Annotated in this window: 18 protein-coding genes; 9 read left to right on the forward strand and 9 right to left on the reverse strand. The window is 65.1% G+C overall.

Annotated features, from left to right (window positions below; all coding sequences use genetic code 11):
* Nucleotides 1-106 precede the first annotated feature (106 nt).
* From G3N58_RS09845 to G3N58_RS09855, 3 genes are read right to left on the reverse strand one after another with little or no spacing between them, the layout of a single operon-like run.
* Complete coding sequence (locus tag G3N58_RS09845; RefSeq protein ID WP_167035928.1) at nt 107-1,768, reverse strand: MlaD family protein; 1,662 nt, start codon at nt 1,766-1,768, stop codon at nt 107-109.
* On the reverse strand, nt 1,761-2,411 hold the full coding sequence (locus G3N58_RS09850) for a paraquat-inducible protein A (protein ID WP_167035931.1): 651 nt from the start codon (nt 2,409-2,411) through the stop codon (nt 1,761-1,763). The genes G3N58_RS09845 and G3N58_RS09850 overlap by 8 nt, the downstream gene beginning before the upstream one ends.
* A 7-nt stretch (nt 2,412-2,418) precedes the next feature.
* A complete protein-coding gene (locus G3N58_RS09855; RefSeq protein ID WP_205192436.1) occupies nt 2,419-3,066 on the reverse strand; it encodes a paraquat-inducible protein A in 648 nt (215 codons plus the stop codon).
* 391 nt (nt 3,067-3,457) lie between these two features.
* On the opposite strand from G3N58_RS09855, the gene G3N58_RS09860 reads away from it, so the two are divergent.
* The 4 genes from G3N58_RS09860 (at nt 3,458) to G3N58_RS09875 (ending at nt 6,794) form a co-directional block, all read left to right on the forward strand.
* Complete coding sequence (locus G3N58_RS09860; protein ID WP_167035934.1) at nt 3,458-4,018, forward strand: cytochrome b; 561 nt, start codon at nt 3,458-3,460, stop codon at nt 4,016-4,018.
* Nucleotides 4,019-4,026: 8 nt separating this feature from the next.
* Nucleotides 4,027-4,590, forward strand: a complete 564-nt coding sequence (locus G3N58_RS09865) for a YceI family protein (RefSeq protein WP_205999061.1) — start codon at nt 4,027-4,029, stop codon at nt 4,588-4,590.
* Between the two features lie 61 nt (nt 4,591-4,651).
* Entirely contained in the window at nt 4,652-5,221 is a 570-nt protein-coding gene (locus G3N58_RS09870; RefSeq protein ID WP_205999062.1) for a YceI family protein, read from the forward strand.
* A 295-nt stretch (nt 5,222-5,516) separates the two neighbouring features.
* On the forward strand, nt 5,517-6,794 hold the full coding sequence (locus G3N58_RS09875) for an MFS transporter (RefSeq protein ID WP_205990894.1): 1,278 nt from the start codon (nt 5,517-5,519) through the stop codon (nt 6,792-6,794).
* 77 nt (nt 6,795-6,871) lie between these two features.
* Here G3N58_RS09875 and G3N58_RS09880 read toward each other — a convergent pair whose 3' ends face one another.
* The 6 genes from G3N58_RS09880 to queA all read right to left on the reverse strand — a co-directional run bounded on the left by G3N58_RS09880 (nt 6,872) and on the right by queA (nt 13,438).
* Nucleotides 6,872-7,174 carry a contact-dependent growth inhibition system immunity protein gene (locus G3N58_RS09880; RefSeq protein WP_167036906.1) on the reverse strand — a complete coding sequence of 101 codons (303 nt, stop codon included), beginning with the start codon at nt 7,172-7,174 and terminating at the stop codon, nt 6,872-6,874.
* A gap of 159 nt (nt 7,175-7,333) precedes the next feature.
* A complete protein-coding gene (gene secF / locus G3N58_RS09885; protein WP_167035945.1) occupies nt 7,334-8,284 on the reverse strand; it encodes a protein translocase subunit SecF in 951 nt (316 codons plus the stop codon).
* A gap of 18 nt (nt 8,285-8,302) precedes the next feature.
* Nucleotides 8,303-10,399 (reverse strand): protein translocase subunit SecD, encoded by a 2,097-nt coding sequence (gene secD / locus G3N58_RS09890; RefSeq protein ID WP_167035948.1) that lies wholly within the window; start codon nt 10,397-10,399, stop codon nt 8,303-8,305.
* A gap of 120 nt (nt 10,400-10,519) precedes the next feature.
* Complete coding sequence (yajC, locus tag G3N58_RS09895; RefSeq protein ID WP_167035951.1) at nt 10,520-10,849, reverse strand: preprotein translocase subunit YajC; 330 nt, start codon at nt 10,847-10,849, stop codon at nt 10,520-10,522.
* A 229-nt stretch (nt 10,850-11,078) separates the two neighbouring features.
* Nucleotides 11,079-12,272 (reverse strand): tRNA guanosine(34) transglycosylase Tgt, encoded by a 1,194-nt coding sequence (tgt, locus tag G3N58_RS09900; protein ID WP_167284248.1) that lies wholly within the window; start codon nt 12,270-12,272, stop codon nt 11,079-11,081.
* A 119-nt stretch (nt 12,273-12,391) separates the two neighbouring features.
* Nucleotides 12,392-13,438, reverse strand: coding sequence for a tRNA preQ1(34) S-adenosylmethionine ribosyltransferase-isomerase QueA (gene queA / locus G3N58_RS09905; protein ID WP_205999063.1), 1,047 nt, complete (start codon nt 13,436-13,438; stop codon nt 12,392-12,394).
* Between the two features lie 192 nt (nt 13,439-13,630).
* Between queA and recG the strand changes: the two genes are divergently transcribed.
* The 5 genes from recG to G3N58_RS09925 all read left to right on the forward strand — a co-directional run bounded on the left by recG (nt 13,631) and on the right by G3N58_RS09925 (nt 18,674).
* Nucleotides 13,631-16,099, forward strand: coding sequence for an ATP-dependent DNA helicase RecG (recG, locus tag G3N58_RS09910; RefSeq protein WP_205999064.1), 2,469 nt, complete (start codon nt 13,631-13,633; stop codon nt 16,097-16,099).
* Nucleotides 16,100-16,348: 249 nt separating this feature from the next.
* Nucleotides 16,349-17,308: a hydrogen peroxide-inducible genes activator gene (locus tag G3N58_RS09915; RefSeq protein ID WP_167284245.1), complete on the forward strand. Its 960-nt coding sequence runs from the start codon at nt 16,349-16,351 to the stop codon at nt 17,306-17,308.
* Between the two features lie 214 nt (nt 17,309-17,522).
* On the forward strand, nt 17,523-17,645 hold the full coding sequence (locus G3N58_RS34485; protein WP_275691473.1) for a hypothetical protein: 123 nt from the start codon (nt 17,523-17,525) through the stop codon (nt 17,643-17,645).
* Nucleotides 17,646-17,791: 146 nt separating this feature from the next.
* On the forward strand, nt 17,792-17,956 hold the full coding sequence (locus tag G3N58_RS09920; RefSeq protein ID WP_205999065.1) for a hypothetical protein: 165 nt from the start codon (nt 17,792-17,794) through the stop codon (nt 17,954-17,956).
* 223 nt (nt 17,957-18,179) lie between these two features.
* Nucleotides 18,180-18,674, forward strand: a complete 495-nt coding sequence (locus G3N58_RS09925) for a Dps family protein (protein ID WP_167035969.1) — start codon at nt 18,180-18,182, stop codon at nt 18,672-18,674.
* Nucleotides 18,675-18,715: the final 41 nt, after the last annotated feature.

Genomic DNA, 18,715 nt, shown 5'->3' on the forward strand with positions numbered 1-18,715 from the left:
GCGGCCGCCGCGACGAGCGCGCCGCCCTGCATGACACCGCGCATGAGCGCGCGCGGCGGGCGGGGCAGGCGACGTGGGCGAGGTGGGCGGTGGAACCGGGCAAACATCATGGTTTATCTCCTGATTTACCGCGCAACAGCGATTCGGGATGGCGCTCCAGATAATCCGACAGCGCATTGAGCGACTGCAACGTGCGCGTCAGTTCCTGCAACGCCTGATGAACGTCGGACTGCAACGGCGAGTCCTGCTGCAAGGTCGCCTCGGCCGAGCTGAAGGTCTGCTTCGCGGCCGAGAGCGTGTCGCGCGCCTGCGGCACGACTTCCGTGTCGAGGCGCGAGAACAGCTGGTCGGCATTCTTCAGCGCGCTGTTCAGGTTGTTGCCGATCTGGTCGAACGGCACCTTGTCGAGCTTCTTCGCGATGTCGGCAACCTGCAGCTGCAATTCGTCGAGCGTGTTCGGAATGGTCGGCAGCTCGATCGGATCGTTCGTCACGTCGACGCTGGCAGGCGGCGCTTTCGGGAAAATATCGAGCGCCACGTAGAGCTGGCTCGTAATCAGGTTGCCGGTGCGCAGCTGGCCGCGCAGCCCGTGCTTGACCAGTTGCGCGAGCAGGTTCTGACCGGCGAGCGTGCCCGGGGCCGGCGCGGTTTCGCGGAAGCGCTTGCCGAGGCGGTCCGGATACACGTTCATCGTGACCGGCATCGTGAAGCTGCGCGTCTTCGGGTCGTAGTCGATGCCGATGTTGGTCACCTGGCCGAGCACGATGCCGCGGAAGTCGACCGGCGCGCCGATCGACAGCCCGCGCAGCGACTGGTTGAAGTTCATCACGACGCGCAGCGGGATGCCGTCCGGTTCGCGCATCGCGTCCGCTTCGTCGGAGCCGAGGCGGAACGTCTGGTTGTTCGGCGCCTGCGGGCCCATGTTCTGGCCGAGCGGCGACTGGAACGACAGGCCGCCGACGATCACCGTCGCGAGCGACTGCGTGTTCAGCTTGAAGCCGCTCGAATCGAGCCGCAGATCGACACCGCTCGCATGCCACCAGCGCGTGTTGGTGCCGACGTACTGGTCGAACGGCGCGGACACGAACACCTGCATCGTCACGCCGGTGCCGTCCTTGTCGAGCGAGAAGCCGACTACCTGGCCGACCTGCACGCGCCGGTAGAAGATCGGCGAGCCGATGTCGATCGAGCCGAGCGAGTCGCCATGCAGCGTGTACTGGCGGCCCTTCTGGTCGCCGGTGATCGGCGGCGGCGTTTCGAGGCCGACGAAGCTCTTTTCCGTTTCGGTCGAGCGGCCCGCGTCGGCGCCGATATAGGCGCCCGAAAGCAGGGTGGTCAGACCCGACACGCCGCTCGCGCCGACCCGCGGGCGCACGACCCAGAAGCGCGAGTCCTTGACCGCGAACTGTTCGCCTTCCTTGGTGAGCTGCACCTGCACGAGCACGTGCGACAGATCCTGCGCGAGCCTGATCGTCTTGACCGAGCCGACGTCGACGTCCTTGTACTTGACCTTGGTCTTGCCGGGCTCGAGCCCTTCGGCACTGATGAAGCTGATCGTGATGACGGGCCCGCGCTCGGTCACAGACTTGACCACGAGCGCGATGCCGATCAGCGCGGCGATCAGCGGAATCACCCAGACGAGCGAGGGCAGCCAGCGGCTGCGCGGCTCGATGTCGGGGTCGGGCAGATGAGGCGGCAGCTTCGGTCCGTTCGAATCGTGGCGCGGCGCATCGTCGGAAGCGGGCGTCGGTCCTTGCGGGCTAGTCATGATGAGGGTCCTGAGGTTGGGAGGGGCTGCCTTCCACGGGGTCCCAGATGAGCCGTGGATCGAATTGCATGGAGGCGATCATGGTCAGGATCACGACCGAGCCGAACGCGATCGCGCCCGGTCCGGCCGTGATCACGGCCAGCGACCTGAAGCGCACGAGTGCCACCGTGAGCGTGACGACGAACACGTCGAGCATCGACCAGCGGCCGATGCGCTCGACCATCCGGTAGAGCGTCGTGCGCTGCTGCGGACGCCAGCGCGAGCGGCGCTGCGCCGTGGCGGTCAGCAGCGCGAGCACGCCGAGCTTGAGCATCGGCACCATGATGCTCGCGATGAACACGATCACCGCGAGCGGCCAGTCGCCCGAGGTCCAGAAATAGACGACGCCGCTCATGATGGTGTCGTCCTCGGAGCCGAGCAGCGACGCGGTGTGCATCACGGGCAGCAGGTTCGCGGGAATATACAGCAGCGCGGCCGCGATCAGCAGTGCCCAGGTACGCGTCAGGCTGTCGGGATGGCGCGAGTGCAGGTGCGCGCCGCAGCGTCCGCAGTGCTGCGGCGCGCGCGAGCGCACGCGCGGCTCGACGCGTCCGCACGCATGACAGGAAATGAAGCCCGCGCGTTTCGCGGTGACGTATTTCATCGCGGGTTCATCCTTCGCGTCGAGTGGGCGGCAGCGGCCGCTTGCCGCGCCGGCCGAGTTCGTCGGCGAGGTCCCACAGCACGGCCGGGTCGAACGTGACGACCACGGCGAACATCAGCGTGAGCGCGCCGAACGCGAACAGCGCCGCTTCGGGGATCACGCGCGCGAGGCTCACCATCTTCACGATCGTAATCAGCACGCCGAGCATGAACACTTCGATCATGCCCCACGGCCGCACGAACTGGATCGCGCGCAGCACGCGGTTGAAGTGGCTCGGCACGTAGCCCGCGCGCAGCGGCACGAGCACGTAGAGCAGCGCGACGAGTTCGGTGAGCGGAAAGAGGATCGTCGAGCAGAACACCATGACCGCGACGATCTGCATGTCCTCGCCCCAGAGCGCGACGAGCGCACCGAACAGCGTGGTCTGCGAGGTGATGCCGTTGGTTTCGAGTTCGACGATCGGAAAGCCCTGCGCGATCAGGAACGTGATCAGCGCGGCGAGCGTCATCGCGCAGATCGCGTCGAGCTTGCGCGAGACGCCGCGATAGAGCGTTGCGCCGCAACGCGGACAGCGCGCGGCAGTGCGGCCGACAAGCCGTGGCTTGCGGAACAGCGTATCGCATTCATGGCACGCGATCAGATTGTCATGTTCCATGCGGTAGATGGGCTAACGACGTGGAAGGCGGCGTGCAAGGTCCGTTGTGCCCGCTTGTGCCTGCTTGTTGCCTGGGTTATTGCCTGGTTATGGCCTGTTTATGCCGGGCTTATCCCTGTGCATGCCCGTTGTGCAGGGCGCAGCGGGCGGCGGGGTGGAGCAATAGTACCAAACGCGCCCCGCCACCGCCGCTATGCGCCGTAGCAAAGTTCGGACCTGTCCGCCCCGTGCCGCGACAGCCGGCTTGCCGTGCCTGGAGTAGCATGGCGGCCTTGGCGTGTGTCGCAGCAGGGCTCCCACCGCAGGCAACGCGAAATGGCGGGGAATAGCCGGGCAAGCCGCGCCGTTAACTTCCATCCGACTGCGTTCCCTCCGACTGCGTTGCTCCGTCATGCCACTCAATCCTTCGTTCGGTACCCGGGAGTCGTACACGCGGACCGCCATCGCGTTTCACTGGCTGATCGCGCTCCTGATCGTCTGCGGCTTCGCGCTCGGCTGGGTGATGACCGACATCCCGGGCTTCACGCCTGCCAAGCTGCGTTATTTCTCCTGGCATAAATGGATCGGCGTGACCGTGTTCGCGCTCGCGATTGTGCGCATCCTGTGGCGCGCGACGCACGCCGCGCCGCCGTTGCCGCGCCGCATGCCCGCCTGGCAGCGCGGCGGCGCGCATCTCGTGCACCTGCTGCTGTACGCGCTGATGATCGCGATTCCCGCGTCCGGCTATCTGTATAGCTCGGCGGCCAACGTGCCGGTCGTCTATCTCGGGCTGATTCCGCTGCCGCGCCTGATCGCGCCGGACCCGCATCTCAAGGACCTGCTGAAGAACCTGCACATCGCGCTCAATTACACGTTGCTCGTGCTGGTCGCGCTGCACGTCGCGGCCGCACTCAAGCATCAATGGCTCGATCGCGACGGGCTGCTTTCGCGCATGCTCCCTTTTCTCAAATAAGGACAACCATGAAGGTCTCGTTTTATCGCTATATGCTCGCCGCGTTCGCGGCGGCCTCGCTGACCGCCGCCGGCGCGGCGCTCGCGCAGGTCGACGTCGCGAAGAGTTCGGTGACGGCCACCTCGAAGCAGATGAACGTGCCGGTCGAAGGCAAGTTCGGCAAGTTCAGCGCCGAGGTCAGCTTCGATCCGGCCAGGCCCGCGGCCGGCAGCGCGCAGATCAACATCGACGTCGCCAGCTACGACCTCGGCGACGAGAGCTACAACGAGCAGGTGCGCGGCAAGGAATGGTTCGACGCGAAGACGTATCCGGGCGCGACGTTCGTGTCGAGCGCGATCGCGCCGGCCGGCGGCGGCAAGTTCAACGTGACGGGCAAACTGTCCATCAAGGGCAAGTCGCAGACCGTGGTCGTGCCGGTCACAGTGGCGCAGCAGGGCGCGCTGCAGACCTTCGACGGTGCGTTGCCGATCAAGCGCTCGCAGTTCGACATCGGCACCGGCGAGTGGAAGGACACTTCTGTCGTCGCCGATGAGGTGCTCATCAAGTTTCATCTCGTTGTCGCGCACAAGTAGTGCGCGGCCGGCTTCTTCCTGATTTCTTACCGCCATCCAGGAGCATGAATTGAAAACGTCCATGTCGATCGCTGTCGGTGCGCTGGCATCCTCCCTTTCGCTCGGCGCGTTTGCCGCCGATACCTATATGCTCGATCCGACTCACACGTATCCGAGCTTCGAGGCGGATCACTTCGGCGGCCTGTCGATCTGGCGCGGCAAGTTCACGAAGACCACCGGCACGGTGACGCTCGATCGCGCGGCGAAAACCGGCACGGTGGACGTAACCGTCGATCCCGCTTCGGTGCAGACCGGCAACGGCAAGCTCGACGAGCACCTGAAGGCGGCCGAGTTCTTCGACGTCGCCCAATATCCGGGCGTGACCTACAAGGGCACCGGGATTAAATTCGACGGCGACAAGCCGGTCGAGGTGATCGGCAACCTGACGATTCGCGGCATCACGAAGCCGGTGAATCTGAAGATCGATTCGTTCAAGTGCATGCCGCACCCGGTGCTCAAGCGCGAAGTCTGCGGCGTCGAGGCGAGTACCGAATTCAACCGCGCCGATTTCGGCATGGACTTCGGCGCGAAGTACGGCTTCGGCATGGAGACGCGTTTGCATATCCAGTCCGAAGGCATCAAGCAGCAGTAAACGCGCTGCTTTCGCGACTACCGTCGCCGCGAAGCGAGCCGCGCACTGTCTCGCTTCGCGCTGCGCCGCAACACGAAAACCGCTTCGATCGCTCGCACGACGAAGCGGTTTTTTACCGCTGCTACCGAATGCCGCGCCCTTATGGGGCCGGCCTCCGCTATTTGCCGCTCGCCTCGTTTTATTTTTTCAGTTAAATAGAACGCATGAAGCCATGCCGGTGATGCGCGTAGCCGGTGCGGCCTGCGCGGCACAGCGCCTTCGCCGATAAATATTGCGCGCGGCACAGGAGATCGGGATGAATGCAACGACAGCAGCAAGCGTCGCGGGAAGCCGGCACAGCTCGTGGCGCGCCGTGGCGGCGGCCTCGATCGGCAACGCGCTCGAATGGTTCGATCTGGTCGTGTACGGCTTTTTCGCCGTCATCATCTCGAAGCTGTTTTTTCCGGCCGGCAACGAGACGGTCTCGCTGCTGCTCACGCTCGGCACGTTCGGCGTGTCGTTCTTCATGCGGCCGCTCGGCGCGATCGTGATCGGCGCGTACTCGGACCGCGCGGGGCGCAAGGCGGCGCTCACGCTGTCCATCGCGCTGATGATGACCGGCACGCTCATCATCGCGGTCCTGCCGACCTATCAGAGCATCGGCCTCGCCGCGCCGCTGATCCTCGTGGTCGCGCGCTTGATGCAGGGCTTCTCGGCGGGCGGCGAGTTCGGCAGCGCGACCGCGTTTCTCGCCGAGCACGTGCCGGACCGGCGCGGCTTCTACGCAAGCTGGCAGATGGCGAGCCAGGGGCTCACGACGCTGCTCGCCGCCGGCTTCGGCGCGCTGCTGACCGGCAGCCTCTCGCCGCAGCAGATGACGTCGTGGGGCTGGCGCGTGCCGTTCGTCTTCGGTCTGCTGATCGGCCCGGTCGCGCTCTATATCCGCACGAAGCTCGACGAGACGCCCGAATTCCTCGCCGCCGAAACGACGCAGACGCCGCTGCGCGATACGTTCGCGACGCAGAAACTGCGGCTCGTGATCGCGATGGGCGTGGTCGTGCTCGGGACCGTGTCCTCGTACCTGGTGCTGTTCATGCCGACCTATGGCGTGAAGCAGTTGGGGCTCGCGCCGTCGGTCGCGTTTTCGGCGATTGCGGTGACGGGGCTGATCCAGATGGTGCTCTCGCCCGTGGCCGGGCATCTGTCGGACCTGCATGGACGCACGCGCATCATGCTGAGCGCGGCCGGCCTGCTGCTCGTGCTGGTCTATCCGGCGTTTCTGTATCTGATCGCGCATCCGAGCTTCGGCACGCTGATCGTGTGGCAGATCGTGTTCGGTATTCTCGTGAGCGGCTACTTCGGCGCGACGCCGGGTTTGCTGTCGGAAATCTTTCCGGTGCAGACGCGCACGACCGGCATGTCGCTCGCGTATAACATCGCGGTGACGGTCTTCGGCGGCTTCGGGCCGTTCATCATCGCGTGGCTGATCGGCGCGACCGGTTCGAAAGCCGCGCCGAGCTATTACGTGATGTTTGCCGCGCTGGTGAGCATCGCGGCGTTGATTGGGGCGCGGCGCAGGTTGGGGTTCCGGTAGCTGGATTGCAGCCTGATGCGGGTTCAGTGCACTTTTTCCGTCATGTGCCCGGCGGCACGAAGCCGCCCGGCGGGTCGCTACTCGCTTAGAAGGCGCTTCAGTTCGTCGAGAAACGATGCCGTCGTGTGGCCCCATAGCTTCGGATTGAAATCCTGTCCGTACTTTTCATAAAAGGCACTGTCCAGGTTTTCGCCGCAGCTTGCCGCCAGTCTGTTAATTTCATCGATAGCAGACTGGCGCATTTCAGGCGTAATTCCATTTTTATAAATGCTAACAATTTCCTCAATCGAGTCTGCGTGGTAGTGATAATCCTGATTCAGGTATCCGCCAAAGAGGATATCGAGATTTGGGTATGAGGGATTATTTTCTGCGCGAGTCATCATTGGGTGTATGTCTTCCCAGCCTCTGATTAAGCGCTATCGTTTCACGCGTGTGCGGCATGGTTGCAAGGCGGAGTAAACGTAAAAGGCCGGTTTGCAATGAACCGGCCTTTTGACTCTTTCGGCTCGCGCAATCCGTGAGCTATGCGCGAATCCGCATCAGACTTGCGCGCCCGCGTTCGGATCGTTCGGATCGACGCGGTCCTTCTTTTCCTTCAGCAAGTCTTCGCGCTTGACGCCGAACCACATCGCGAGCGCCGCGGCGACGAACACCGACGAGTAGATACCGAACAGAATACCGACCGTCAGCGCGAGCGCGAAGTAGTGCAGCGTCGGGCCGCCGAACAGGAACATCGACAGCACCATCATCTGCGTACAGCCGTGCGTGATGATGGTTCGCGACATCGTGCTCGTGATCGCGTGGTTGATCACTTCGATCACGCTCATCTTGCGTTCGCGGCGGAAGGTCTCGCGAATCCGGTCGAAAATAACGACCGATTCGTTGACCGAGTAGCCAAGCACCGCGAGCACCGCAGCCAGCACCGACAGCGAGAACTCCCACTGGAAGAACGCGAAGAAGCCGAGAATGATCACGACGTCGTGCAGGTTGGCGATCACGCCGGCCACCGCGTACTTCCATTCGAAGCGGAACGACAGGTAGATCACGATGCCGACCACCACGCACGCGAGCGCGAGCAGACCGTCGGTGGCGAGTTCCTTGCCGACCTGCGGGCCGACGAATTCGACGCGCTGCAACTGCACCTCGGGCGTATCGGCCTTCAGCGCGCCCATCACCTGTTCGCTCTGTTGCGCGGACGTGTAGCCCGTTTTGAGCGGCAGGCGGATCAGCACGTCGCGCGAGGAGCCGAAGTTCTGCACCTGCGCGTCGGCATAGCCGAGCTTGCCGAGCGTGTTACGCACCGGGTCGAGCGGCACCGCGCCCGGATACTGCACTTCGATCACGGTACCGCCGGTGAATTCCACCGACAGATGCAGCCCGCGATGCACGAGGAAGAACACCGCGGCGAGGAAGGTGATCAGCGAGATCGCGTTGAAGACCAACGCGCGCTGCATGAACGGAATGTCTTTGCGGAAACGGAAAAATTCCATGGTCTTGTTCTCCGGGACTCAGCGGGATGAACCCGGTTTCTCCGGCGTCGAGGCGCTCGACGCCGGCGTGCCTGGCGCATTGCGTCGGCGCACGGTCGGCTTCGCGCGGCCTTGCGCGCCGGCCGCGGCCTTTGCGCCCGCCTTCGGATTGGCCTTGGCGGCGGCCTTCGTGGCGGCGATGGCCTGCGCGGTGTCGGTCGCGTCGTCGTCGCTGCCGAGGCTATTGCCGGCGTAGGCGGCGCCTGCTCCCGCCGTTTGCGGACGCCACACCTGGCCGATCGACAGCGACTTCAGCTTCTTCTTGCCGCCGTACCAGAAGTTGACCACGCCGCGCGAGAAGAACACGGCCGAGAACATCGACGTCAGAATGCCGATACAGTGAACCATCGCGAAGCCGCGCACCGGACCCGAGCCGAATGCGAGCAGCGCGAGGCCGGCGATCAGCGTGGTCACGTTCGAGTCGAGAATCGTCGCCCATGCGTGCTCGTAGCCGTTCTGGATCGCCAGTTGCGGCGGCGCGCCGTGGCGCAGTTCTTCGCGCACGCGCTCGTTGATCAGCACGTTCGCGTCGATCGCCATACCGAGCGCGAGCGCGATAGCGGCGATACCCGGCAGCGTGAGCGTGGCCTGCAGCATCGACAGCACCGCGACCAGCAGCAGCAGGTTCACCGAGAGGCCGATCATCGAGATCACGCCGAACAGCATGTAGTACGCGATCATGAACACGGCGATCGCCGCGAAGCCCCACACCACCGAGTGGAAGCCCTTCTTGATGTTGTCGGCGCCGAGGCTCGGGCCGATCGTGCGTTCCTCGATGATTTCCATCGGCGCGGCGAGCGAACCGGCGCGCAGGAGCAGCGCGAGGTCGGTGGCCGCTTGCGGGGTCGGCTGGCCGGTGATCTGGAAGCGGTCGCCGAGTTCGGACTGGATGGTCGCGACCGTCAGCACCTCGCCCTTGCCGCGCTCGAACAGCACCATCGCCATCGGCTTGCCGATGTTGTCGCGCGACACGCTGCGCACCGCGCGGCCGCCGGCCGAGTCGAGACGGATGTTGACCGACGGACGCTGATGCTCGTCGAAGCCCGCCGACGCGTCGATGATGCGGTCGCCGGTGAAGATCACCTGCTTGCGCAGCAGCACCGGCACCTGGTTGCCTTGCGTGAACAGTTCGTCGCCCGGCGGTACCGGGTCGTTCGGGTTCGGATGCGTGTTGACCGGGTCGGCGAGACGCGCTTCGAGCGTCGCCGTGCGGCCGATGATGTCCTTCGCCTTCGCGGTGTCCTGCACGCCCGGCAGTTCGACCACGATGCGGTCCGTGCCCTGCTGCTGGATCACCGGCTCGGCTACGCCGAGTTCGTTCACGCGGTTATGCAGCGTCGTGATGTTCTGCTTGAGCGCGGCGTCCTGCACCGCGCGCTGCACGGCCGGCGTGAACGTGCCGACCAGCTGCACGCCGCCGTCCGCGCCGGTGTTCGGCTGCGAGGCCCACTGGAGTTCGCTGACGCTGCGGCTGAGCAGCTTGAGCGCCGCATCCGCCGTGGCCTGGTCGGCCAGATTCACCACCACCGACTGGTTTACGCGATTCACGCCGCCGTCGCGGACGTTGTTGTCGCGCAGCAGCGTGCGCACGTCCGAGGCGTCCGAATCGAGCTTCTTGTTCAGTGCGCCGGCCATGTCGACCTGCAGCAGGAAGTGCACGCCGCCGCGCAGGTCGAGACCGAGGTACATCGGCAGCGCGCGCAGCGCGGTCAGCCAGTTCGGCGAGGCGCTTTGCAGGTTCAGCGCGACAATGTACTGCGGATCGTTCGGGTCGCTATTGAGCGACTTCTGCAACAGGTCCTTCACGCGCAGCTGCGTGTCGGTGTCCGTGAGGCGCACGCGGATGTTCGCGTTGTTCTGCGAGTTGTCGAACGTGACCGCGGTCGGCTTGATCTGATTGCCGGCGAGCGCGGCTTCGACCGACGCGAGCGTCGTGGCGTCGAGCCTGACCGTCGCCTTGCCGCTCGACACCTGCACGGCCGGCGCTTCGCCGTACAGGTTGGGCAGCGTGTACACGAGGCCGATGACCAGAGCCACCAGCATCACGGCGTATTTCCAGAGGGGGTAGCGATTCATGAGTGGTCCAACGGGAAGGTTGGCTTGGATGCGATGCGTCCGGCGATGAGCGCGGGCGGTTCAGCGCGGGGAGGGCATGAACCGCCGGCGAGGCCGCGCCGGACGCGGGGAGAGCAGGCCTTACAGCGACTTGATCGTGCCCTTCGGGAGAATCGTCGTGACCGACGCCTTTTGCACGGTGATTTCCGTGCCTTCCGAGACTTCGATGCCGACGTAGGCTTCGCCCACCTTCGTCACCTTGCCGACGATGCCGCCGTTCGTCACGACTTCATCGCCCTTGGCCATCGCCGCGAGCATGTTGCGATGTTCCTTCTGACGCTTCATTTGCGGGCGAATCATGATGAAGTACAGCACGCCGAACATCAGGATCAGCGGCAGGAAGCTCATCAGGTTCGATTCGATGCCACCTGCTGCAGCGCCTTGAGCATAGGCATTGGAAATGAACGACACGTTGGTCTCTCCGTTATCAGTCAAACGAACAAAAAATCAGCCGATTATTCTACCACCGGCCGCACACGCGCCGGCACGGCGAATCGGCTTTGCGATCAACCGTTTAAAGCCGCGCCTGCGGCCCGCGTGGCGGGCCTCGGCGCGCGGCCGGCGAAAGTGAATTGTAAGTTTATGCGCGCGGCCGTGGGTGGCCGGGTGGATTCCTCAGCGGAATCAGTGTGCCGCACGATCATGACGACGGCTCGACGCCGCGCGCGCGGTCCTCGTGAAAACGCTTGCGGAATGTGTCGAACATTTTTGCGTCGATCGCGTCGCGCATTTCCTGCATCAGTTCGAGGTAGTAGTGCAGGTTGTGAATCGTGTTCAGCTGCGCGCCGAGGATTTCTCCGACCCGGTGCAGGTGATGCAGATAGCCGCGCGTGAAGTTGCGGCAGGTGTAGCAGCCGCATTGCTCGTCGAGCGGGCGCAGCGAGTTCTTGTGCGTCGCGTTGCGGATCTTGATGTCGCCGAAGCGCGTGAAGAGCCAGCCGTTGCGCGCGTTGCGCGTCGGCATCACGCAGTCGAACATGTCGACGCCGGCCGCGACGCCCGCCACGAGGTCTTCCGGCGTGCCGACGCCCATCAGGTAGTGCGGCTTGTTGGCCGGCAGCTTCGGGCCGATGTGGTTCAGAACCCGCATCATGTCTTCCTTCGGCTCGCCGACCGACAGCCCGCCGATCGCGAGGCCGTGGAAGTTCTTCTCCGCGAGACCGGCGAGCGATTCGTCGCGCAGGTCCTCGAACATGCCGCCCTGCACGATGCCGAACAATGCATTCGGATTGCCGAGGCGCTGGAATTCGTCGATCGAGCGCTGCGCCCAGCGCATCGACATGCGCATCGAGTCGGCCGCTTCCTTGTGCGAGGTCGGGATGTTGTTGGTCGCGTACGGCGTGCACTCGTCGAACTGCATGACGATGTCCGAATTCAGCACCTTCTGGATCTGCATCGACACTTCCGGCGACAGGAACAGCCGGTCGCCGTTGATCGGCGAGGCGAACGTGACGCCATCCTCGGTGATCTTGCGCAGATCGCCGAGCGAGAACACCTGGAAGCCGCCCGAGTCGGTCAGGATCGGCTTGTTCCAGCCCATGAAGCCGTGCAGGCCGCCGTGCGCTCCGATCGTTTCGAGCCCCGGGCGCAGCCACAGGTGAAACGTGTTGCCGAGGATGATCTGCGCGTGCATTTCCTCGAGCTCGCGCGGCTGGACCGCCTTGACGGTGCCGTAGGTGCCGACCGGCATGAAGATCGGCGTCTCGACCACGCCGTGATTGAGCGTGACGCGGCCGCGGCGCGCGAGGCCGTCGGTGCCGAGCAGTTCGAATTTGAGGCCATTCTCCGGGTGCTCGTGAGCCGCTTGTTGCAACGATGGATGACCAATGGTCATGGAGTGACTCCTGTGCTACCGGAAAACAGTCCGGCGCAAACAATGAAAACCGCCACGAGGGATCGCGGCGGCTGGGAAAACTGCCAATACGTCAAAGCAGAAGCTATGCTCGAGCCGGCTCAAACCTCGCGCCGCGTCAGCAGCATCGCGTCGCCGTAGCTGAAAAAGCGATAGCGCTCGTCGATCGCATGACGATACGCGGCGCGAATCGTCTCGACGCCCGCGAACGCCGACACCAGCATCAGCAGCGTCGACTTCGGCAAATGGAAATTCGTCACCAGCCGGTCGACCACGCGGAACCGGTAGCCCGGCGTGATGAAGATGTCGGTTTCGGCGCTCGCCGCGGCGAGCGGGTGGCCGGCCGCTTCGGCGTCGCGCGCGGCGGCTTCGAGCGCGCGCATCGAGGTGGTGCCGACCGCGATCACGCGATTGCCGCGTGCTTTGGTCGCGGCGATCCGGTCCGCGAGCGCTTGCGGCAGGTGATACCACTCGCTGTGCATCTTGTGCTCGGCGATGTTCTCGACGCGCACCGGCTGGAACGTGCCCGCGCCGACGTGCAGCGTCAGCGTCGCGCGTTCGACGCCGTGCGCATCGAGCCTCGCGAGCAGCGCGTCGTCGAAGTGCAGGCCGGCGGTGGGCGCGGCGACCGCGCCCGGATTCTGCGCGAACACGGTCTGGTAGCGGGTTTCGTCGGTCGCGTCGGGATCGTGCTCGATGTAGGGCGGCAGCGGCAGGCGGCCGTATTGCTCGATCAGCGTGAGGCAGTCGGCGGGGAAATGCAGCGTGTAGAACGGGTCGACGCGCTTGCCGACCGTGACGTCGAACGCATCCGCGAGACGGATCGTGGTGCCTGGCTGCGGGCTCTTGCTCGCGCGAATCTGCGCGAGCGCGTCGCGTTCGCCGGTCAGGCGCTCGACCAGCACCTCGATCTTGCCGCCGCTCGCCTTCTGGCCGAAGAAGCGCGCCTTCAGCACCTTGGTATCGTTGAAGACGAGCAGGTCGCCCGGCGCGAGGCATTCGGGCAGCTCGGTGAAGCGGCGGTCGATCAGGCGCGCGGCGCCCGCGGCGTCCACGTCGAGCAGACGGCTCGCGCTGCGCTCGGGCAACGCGACTTGCGCGATCAGCTCGGGCGGCAGATCGAAATCGAAATCGGAAAGCGTAAACATGCGAACGACTGGAAGCGGGTTGGGACTGATTTGGGACTGAATTGAGCCGAAGCCGGAGCCGGGCCGCTATGATGGCGGGACGCCGGAGCGGTCCGCACGCACCCTGTGCCGCATCCCGTATGCGCTAGAGCGCGAAGGGCGGCACGACCTTTTCTTTCGACAGCAGCCGATATTGTACTTGCGAAGCAGCCCATGCCTTTGTCCGACCGCCGATTGTCCACCGCCACCCCAGACGCGGGCGCCGAGCCGCGCCGCCGCGGCGCGCGGAGCGAGGCGGGGGAAGGCGGTGCGGCGGAAGGCGGATCGCGAGGTGCGGGAGAGCGCGTGATGGCGGCTGGCCATCGTGGTACGCCTCGCGGTGAAGAAAGCGGTGAGGGGGCGGGCGATACGGCGAGTACACCGCCGGGTGGCGACGTGAAGAGCAAACCCGCCGCGAATGTCGGCATCGAGGCTGCGGCTGAAGCGGCAGGCGAGGCCGACGCCAAAGACACAGCCGAGGCCGTGGCAAAGCGCAGAACCAAAGCCAGCAGCGAGACCGGCGCCAAAGGCTCCGCCGAGGCCGCCACCAAACCCGCCGCCCAAGCCGCCTCGAAACCCGCGCTCAAAACCGCCGACAAACTCGCCAAGCTCGGCCTCACCCGCGACATCGACCTCGTGCTGCATCTGCCGATGCGCTACGAGGACGAAACCTCGCTGACGCCGATCGGCCATCTGCTGCCGGGCGGCATCGCGCAAACCGAAGGCGTCGTGTTCGACAACGAGATCGCCTACCGCCCGCGCCGTCAGCTACTCGTGAAGCTGCATGACGATGCCGGCGACGAACTCGTGCTGCGCTTTCTGAACTTCTACGGCTCGCAGGTCAAGCAGATGGCGATCGGCGCGCGGCTGCGCGTGCGCGGCGACGTGCGCGGCGGCTTCTTCGGCATGGAGATGGTGCATCCGGCCGTGCGCGCGGTCGAGGCGGACACGCCGCTGCCGCAGGCGTTGACACCGGTCTATCCGAGCACCGCGGGCGTGTCGCAGGCGTATCTGCGCAAGGCGATCGACAACGCGCTCGCGCGTACCTCGCTGCCGGAACTGCTGCCCGCGCCGGTCGCGCGCGCGTTTCTCGATCCGCTCGGCGTGCCCGGGCTGATGGACGCGGTGCGTACGCTGCATCATCCGGGCGCGCAGTCCGACGAAACCGCGCTGATCGACGGCACACATCCGGCGTGGGTGCGCATCAAGTTCGAGGAACTGCTCGCGCAGCAGATGTCGCTCAAGCGCGCCCACGACGAGCGCCGCACGCGCGCCGCGCCGGCCATGCCGCGCCGCAAGCTCGGCGACGACGCGGCGCTGGTCGCGCGGCTGCTGAAGGCGCTGCCGTTTTCGCTGACGGCGGCGCAGGAGCGCGTCGGCGGCGAGATCGCGCTCGATCTGACGCAGCCGCATCCGATGCAGCGCCTGTTGCAGGGCGACGTCGGCAGCGGCAAGACGATCGTCGCCGCGCTCGCCGCCGCGCAGGCGATCGATGCCGGCTACCAGGCCGCGCTGATGGCGCCGACCGAAATCCTCGCCGAGCAGCACGCGCGCAAGCTGCGCGGCTGGCTCGAACCGCTCGGCGTGAACGTCGCGTGGCTCGCGGGCAGTCTGAAGGCGAAGGAGAAGCGCGCCGCGATCGAAGCGGCGGCGCTCGGCACCGCGCAGCTTGTGATCGGCACGCACGCGATCATCCAGGACGCGGTCGAGTTCGCGCGGCTCGGCCTCGTGATCGTCGACGAACAGCATCGCTTCGGCGTCGCGCAGCGGCTCGCGCTGCGCGCCAAGGCGCAGAACGCCGCCGACGGCGCGCGCGATTTCCAGCCGCATCAGCTGATGATGTCCGCGACGCCGATTCCGCGCACGCTCGCGATGACCTACTACGCCGACCTCGACGTTTCCACGATCGACGAACTGCCGCCCGGCCGCACGCCGATCCTGACCAAGCTCGTCTCCGACGCGCGCCGCGAAGAGGTGATCGGCCGCGTGCGCGAGGCGGCGCTGACGGGGCGCCAGGTGTACTGGGTGTGTCCGCTGATCGAGGAAAGCGAGACCTTGCAGTTGCAGACCGCGGTCGAGACCTACGAAACGCTCGCGGCGGCGCTGCCCGAACTGAAGGTCGGGCTCGTGCACGGGCGCCTCGCGCCGGCCGAGAAGGCCGCCGTGATGGATGCGTTCTCGCGCAACGAAATCCAGCTGCTGGTCGCGACGACCGTGATCGAAGTGGGCGTCGACGTGCCGAACGCGTCGCTGATGGTGATCGAGCATGCCGAGCGCTTCGGCCTCGCGCAGCTGCACCAGTTGCGCGGTCGCGTGGGGCGCGGCAGCGCCGCGTCGGTCTGCGTGCTGCTCTATACGGGACCGCTGTCGATGACCGCGCGCTCGCGTCTGCAAACGATGCGCGAAACCACCGACGGCTTCGAGATCGCACGCCGCGACCTCGAAATTCGCGGGCCGGGCGAGTTTCTTGGCGCGCGGCAGTCGGGCGCGGCGATGCTGCGTTTCGCCGATCTGCAGAACGACCAGTGGCTGATCGAGCCCGCGCGCGAGGCAGCCGCGGTGCTGCTCGAAAAATACCCCGAGGTGGTGTTGCAGCATCTCGCGCGCTGGCTCGGCGCGCGCGAGCAATATCTGAAAGCGTGATAGTGGGCGCGTGCGCGGGCTTGAAGGCGCGGGCGGGTTCGGCTTGATGGCGCGTAACGGCGCCTCGGTGCGCGCGAAGCCGTGCGTGCACCGAGGCGCACAACTGCCGCACATAAAGCGCACCTAAGCGCGAATCCGCGCGACCCAACCCCGCCAAACGCTCGCCGAAAATCCCGCAAAGGTTGGCGAACCGACCCTATAGGTGTATAACTAGAACCTATCAAACTCTCCATACTGATTGATCCCCGAATGACGCTCACCGAATTGAAATACATCGTGGCGGTGGCTCGCGAGCGCCACTTCGGCCGGGCGGCCGAAGCGTGCTTCGTTAGCCAGCCCACGCTGTCCGTGGCCATCAAGAAGCTCGAGGACGAGCTGAACGTGCAGATTTTCGAGCGCGGCACGAGCGAGGTCAGCGTCACGCCGATCGGCGAACAGATCGTCACGCAGGCTCAGCGCGTGCTCGAACAGACGCTCGCGATCAAGGAAATCGCCAAGCAGGGCAAGGACCCGCTCGTCGGCCCGCTGCGCCTCGGCGTGATCTACACGATCGGGCCGTACCTGCTGCCCACGCTCGTCAAGCAGATGATCCAGCGCGTCCCGCAGATGCCGCTGATGCTGCAGGAAAATTACACACTCAAGCTGATCGAACTGCTCAAGCAGGGCGAAATCGACGTCGCGATCATGGCGCTGCCGTTTCCCGAAACGGGCCTGATGCTGCGCCCGCTCTACGACGAGCCGTTCGTCGTCGCGCTGCCTTCTGGCCACGCATGGGAAAACCGTCCGAAGATCGACCCCGACGACCTCAAGCAGGAAACCATGCTGCTGCTCGGCAGCGGTCACTGCTTCCGCGATCACGTGCTCGGCGTGTGTCCCGAGCTGATGCGCTTTTCGCAGAACGCCGACGGCATCCAGAAGACCTTCGAGGGCTCCTCGCTCGAAACGATTCGCCATATGGTCGCGAGCGGCGTCGGCATTACCGTGCTGCCGCGCATGTCGGTGCACGAAGTCAGGCCGCACGCGGCCGGCATCGACGCGGGCCTGCTCAGCTATGTCGCGTTCGACGAACCCGTGCCGGACCGCCGCGTCGTGCTCGCGTGGCGCAAGAGCTTCACGCGCATGCCCGCGATCGATGCGATCTGCGACGCGATCGCCGCGTGCGATCTGCCGGGCGTCAAGAAGCTCGATCTGCCGGCTGCCGTCAACTGACGGCGGGCTCCGCACCGCGCTGTCGGTGCGGATGCCCGTGTGGATGTCTCACAAACAGGGCGCAAGCCCTATCAAATAAATTAAATTAATCAAACACGAGAATTCGATAGGGTTGATATAGTTTCTTCCATGGATCGCCCGATCCCTTTATTTCATAAGGCTGAGTGTTCGGACCCGAAGCGCGGAACCCGAGGCAAGCCAGGAGGACAACACCATGCAAGCGAATTCGCAGCCCGTTCACGTTTCCACCCCTGCGCAAGCGGCTACGCCGCGTGTCGTGCCGAGTTTTCGCACGGTCGCTCTGTCGCTGCTGGTCGACCGGGTTCTGGCCGCTTGACGCGCTGGTGCCGCGCGAGCTGGCGAACCGCATCGGCGCGGGCAATTTCCCGACGTGGCGCTGCGCGATTCAGGTGATGCCGGAAGCGGACGCCGCCCACTACGCGGGTAACGTACGAACCAACGATACGAACCGGGAGCAGGATCATGATTCAGATGATGATGACAACCATCGGCGCTCCGAGCGCCGCACGCGGCATGCAGGCGCATCGACATGCGTGGATGTTGCGCAAGACGGTCGGCTGCGCGATCGTTGCGAGTGGTTTTGCGGTGATCGCCGTGCAGGCGTTGCAGCACGTTTTCGGTGGTTGAATACAGGGCTTTTTGTGCAGTTGCCCCGAACATGTCAATCAACGCAACACCGCTGTGACGGCAAGGTGAAGGCAAGTCGGCGCAGGGTGCCGTCGGCATGACGGCGTAGCCCGGCACCCGGCTAACGCAGCGGGGTTTCACGCTACACTGTCGAACGTTTTATATCCGTTTCTGCTGACCGTCATTTGCCGACCGGTCCGTATCACTCTTCAAAGGAGTCATCATGGCCAAGAAAGAAGCTGCAGCCGTACAGCACGTCAACATCGGGATTAGCGACAAGGATCGCAAGAAGATCGCGGAAGGGCTCTCGCGTCTGCTCGCCGATACCTACACGCTGTACCTGAAGACCCACAACTTCCACTGGAACGTCACGGGTCCGATGTTCAACACGCTGCACCTGATGTTCGAAACGCAATACAACGAACTGTCGCTCGCCGTCGACGCGATCGCCGAACGCATCCGCGCGCTGGGCGTGCATGCGCCGGGCAGCTACCGCGACTTCGCGAAGCTGTCGTCGATTCCCGAAGCCGACGGCGTGCCGGCGGCCGAAGAGATGATCCGCCAGTTGGTCGAAGGTCAGGAAGCAGTGGTGCGTACCGCGCGCGCGATCTTCCCGTCGACGGAAGCCGCCAACGACGAACCGACCGCCGACCTGCTCACGCAACGCATGCAGACGCATGAAAAGACTGCGTGGATGCTGCGCTCGATGCTGGCGTAAAGCGCGTTTGAGTTGCGCCTGAGCGGCATCTGATGCCGGTA

The organism is Paraburkholderia sp. Ac-20342, from assembly GCF_017104985.1.
Taxonomy (GTDB): domain Bacteria; phylum Pseudomonadota; class Gammaproteobacteria; order Burkholderiales; family Burkholderiaceae; genus Paraburkholderia.

What these genes read in the sequence shown, in the direction of transcription:
- G3N58_RS34485 (WP_275691473.1), top strand. Translation starts at nt 17,523, where the DNA reads ATGCAAGCGAATTCGCAGCCCGTTCACGTTTCCACCCCTGCGCAAGCG.
- G3N58_RS09915 (WP_167284245.1), top strand. Translation starts at nt 16,349, where the DNA reads ATGACGCTCACCGAATTGAAATACATCGTGGCGGTGGCTCGCGAGCGC.
- G3N58_RS09855 (WP_205192436.1), bottom strand. Translation starts at nt 3,066, where the DNA reads ATGGAACATGACAATCTGATCGCGTGCCATGAATGCGATACGCTGTTC.
- tgt (WP_167284248.1), bottom strand. Translation starts at nt 12,272, where the DNA reads ATGACCATTGGTCATCCATCGTTGCAACAAGCGGCTCACGAGCACCCG.
- G3N58_RS09865 (WP_205999061.1), top strand. Translation starts at nt 4,027, where the DNA reads ATGAAGGTCTCGTTTTATCGCTATATGCTCGCCGCGTTCGCGGCGGCC.
- G3N58_RS09880 (WP_167036906.1), bottom strand. Translation starts at nt 7,174, where the DNA reads ATGACTCGCGCAGAAAATAATCCCTCATACCCAAATCTCGATATCCTC.
- G3N58_RS09920 (WP_205999065.1), top strand. Translation starts at nt 17,792, where the DNA reads ATGATTCAGATGATGATGACAACCATCGGCGCTCCGAGCGCCGCACGC.
- queA (WP_205999063.1), bottom strand. Translation starts at nt 13,438, where the DNA reads ATGTTTACGCTTTCCGATTTCGATTTCGATCTGCCGCCCGAGCTGATC.
- recG (WP_205999064.1), top strand. Translation starts at nt 13,631, where the DNA reads ATGCCTTTGTCCGACCGCCGATTGTCCACCGCCACCCCAGACGCGGGC.
- G3N58_RS09870 (WP_205999062.1), top strand. Translation starts at nt 4,652, where the DNA reads ATGTCGATCGCTGTCGGTGCGCTGGCATCCTCCCTTTCGCTCGGCGCG.
- secF (WP_167035945.1), bottom strand. Translation starts at nt 8,284, where the DNA reads ATGGAATTTTTCCGTTTCCGCAAAGACATTCCGTTCATGCAGCGCGCG.
- G3N58_RS09860 (WP_167035934.1), top strand. Translation starts at nt 3,458, where the DNA reads ATGCCACTCAATCCTTCGTTCGGTACCCGGGAGTCGTACACGCGGACC.
- secD (WP_167035948.1), bottom strand. Translation starts at nt 10,399, where the DNA reads ATGAATCGCTACCCCCTCTGGAAATACGCCGTGATGCTGGTGGCTCTG.
- G3N58_RS09845 (WP_167035928.1), bottom strand. Translation starts at nt 1,768, where the DNA reads ATGACTAGCCCGCAAGGACCGACGCCCGCTTCCGACGATGCGCCGCGC.
- G3N58_RS09850 (WP_167035931.1), bottom strand. Translation starts at nt 2,411, where the DNA reads ATGAAATACGTCACCGCGAAACGCGCGGGCTTCATTTCCTGTCATGCG.
- G3N58_RS09925 (WP_167035969.1), top strand. Translation starts at nt 18,180, where the DNA reads ATGGCCAAGAAAGAAGCTGCAGCCGTACAGCACGTCAACATCGGGATT.
- G3N58_RS09875 (WP_205990894.1), top strand. Translation starts at nt 5,517, where the DNA reads ATGAATGCAACGACAGCAGCAAGCGTCGCGGGAAGCCGGCACAGCTCG.